The sequence below is a fragment of the Halobellus sp. Atlit-38R genome (genome assembly GCF_003665925.1).
Taxonomy (GTDB): domain Archaea; phylum Halobacteriota; class Halobacteria; order Halobacteriales; family Haloferacaceae; genus Haloquadratum; species Haloquadratum inordinatus.
The window spans coordinates 1-468 of the sequence record NZ_QXIJ01000303.1 but is presented as its reverse complement, the minus strand read 5'-3'; the positions used below and the strand labels follow the sequence as shown (position 1 = coordinate 468).

The following is a 468-nucleotide window of genomic DNA, read 5'->3' as shown; positions in this document are numbered from 1 at the left end:
TCAACAATTTCGACTACAGTTGTTGGGGTAATCCCGTGTTCAGACAGGTACCGGAGTAGATCTGGATCATTGTCTGGCACCCGTTCGATTCGAACCTTGTCGCCGACCTGCTGATCAGCGAGGGTTTCACCGGATTGTGGCGGTGAAACGTCCAGATCCGCTGTGGGAATCGGGTCGCCATGCGGGTCAACTGCCGGATTCCCTAACTGCTCTGCAATTCTGTCGGCAAATTGATTACTGATATGGTGTTCGAGGCGATCTGCTTCGTCGTGTACCTCAGCCCAATCGTACTCGAGGCGCTCCGTCAGGTATCGTTCTATTAGCCGATGATGCCGAATGATTTCGAGCGCGACAGGAATTCCAGTGTCTGTGAGTACAACGCCCTTGTAGGGTTCGTAATGGACAAAATCGCGCTTGGCCAATTTTTTCACCATACTGGTGACTGACGGTTGTTCTACGCCCATATGC

The 468-nt window shown here is 52.1% G+C and carries 1 protein-coding gene; it reads right to left on the bottom strand.

Features of this window, described 5'->3' with window-relative positions; all coding sequences use genetic code 11:
* A partial coding sequence (locus tag D3D02_RS19505; protein WP_147435777.1) for a metal-dependent transcriptional regulator occupies positions 1-468 on the bottom strand: 468 nt, incomplete at both ends.